The sequence below is a fragment of the Agrococcus casei LMG 22410 genome (assembly GCF_900163565.1).
GTDB classification, from domain to species: domain Bacteria; phylum Actinomycetota; class Actinomycetes; order Actinomycetales; family Microbacteriaceae; genus Agrococcus; species Agrococcus casei.
This window is the reverse complement of sequence record NZ_FUHU01000032.1, coordinates 1-1347: the sequence shown is the minus strand read 5'-3', so window position 1 is coordinate 1347 and position 1347 is coordinate 1. Positions and strand designations below refer to the sequence as shown.

General features: G+C 63.8%; 1 protein-coding gene. It reads right to left on the bottom strand.

Annotated elements, in window-relative coordinates:
* Positions 1-18: 18 nt before the first annotated feature.
* Positions 19-1089 (bottom strand): IS110 family RNA-guided transposase, encoded by a 1071-nt coding sequence (locus CZ674_RS07545; RefSeq protein WP_086991921.1) that lies wholly within the window; start codon positions 1087-1089, stop codon positions 19-21.
* Positions 1090-1347: the final 258 nt, after the last annotated feature.

The following is a 1347-nucleotide window of genomic DNA, read 5'->3' as shown; positions in this document are numbered from 1 at the left end:
TTGATGCTCCTATAGTTGTCAACTCATGATCTCGCCGGTTTTCGGGTCGGTCTTGATGAGGTGATAGACCTCGCGGATGACGTAGCGTTTCAAGCAGCGGATGATGTCGCGCTTGCTTTTACCTTCGGCGGTTCGTCGGGCGACGTAGGCGATGGTGGGTTCGTGGAATCTCATTCTGACGATGACGGTCCGATAGATCGCGGCGTTGAGTTGACGGTGTCCGCCGTGGTTGATCCTGTGCTTCCCGCTGGTCATCCCTGAGCCGGTCGGGACCGGGCTGATGCCGGCAAGTTTCGCGAACGCGGCTTCGGAATGGATGCGTTCGGGGTTGTCGCCCGCGACGATGAGGATCTCCGCGGCAGTGTCGACGCCGATGCCGAACTCTTCGAGCAGGTGCGGGGCGCGCTGCAGGACGAGCTGCTCGATCTGCGCCTCGAGTTCCTTGATCTCGTCGTTCAGAGCGATCCAACGTTTCGCGATCGACCTGAGCGCGTGCCGGTTCGCGTCCTCGGGCGTCGCCAGCCCGCGGGGTCGAAGAGCGGCGCAGTGCCGGGCGACCATCTTCTGCGTTTTCTTGGCGGTCTCTCGGCGGAGGTCCTCGGTGGCGTGGACGAGCATCGCCTTGAGCGTCACCATCGCCCCGGTGCGGTCCTTCACCGCGGTATCGTGCGCAACCTTCAGCTGCCGGATCATCTCGACGACCCCGTCAGCGGTCTTCGGAACCGCGGTCGCGAACCCGGCGAGAACTGCTCTTGCGGCGTTCTCCGCGTCCAGCGTGTCAGACTTGCCGTTCAGGCGCCGCAGCCGCCGATCGGGGCGGGAGACCTCGATCACCTTGTGCCCGTTCCGGCGAATGAACGAGGTCAGGCCAGCGCCATAGGAACCGGTGCCCTCGATCCCGAACGCGATGATCTTCCCGAACGTCGCCGCCCACTCCGACAGTTGCCGGAACCCGGCGGTGTCGGTCGAGATCGTCAGGGACGCGAGGATCCCGCCGATCGAGTCCATCACCGCGGCGACGTGAATGTGCTTGTGAGTATCGACGCCGATCACGACGTGCCCAGAGCGGGCGGGCTCGATCTGTTCCATGGTGTGCTCTCCTTCACCGGTTAGCGTGGTTGTCACGCTGTCGCCGGCGGGTGGACAGGACTGTCATGGGGACGCTTTGACGAGGCTCCAGGCTCCTATCAGGTCACGCCCGATCCGGCGGCAGCGGTTACTGCACGCCCGGCCGGAGGTTCGACAGATCAACGCCAAGGCACCCTGCGGGCCAATCGTAAGCAAGGGTCAGAACACTCCGGCCAGGACTACCCCATCATTGCGAGATCGGGCAGAAACAGACTGACA

Coding starts and splice junctions, on each gene's coding strand:
- CZ674_RS07545 (WP_086991921.1), bottom strand. CDS start 1,089: ATGGAACAGATCGAGCCCGCCCGCTCTGGGCACGTCGTGATCGGCGTC.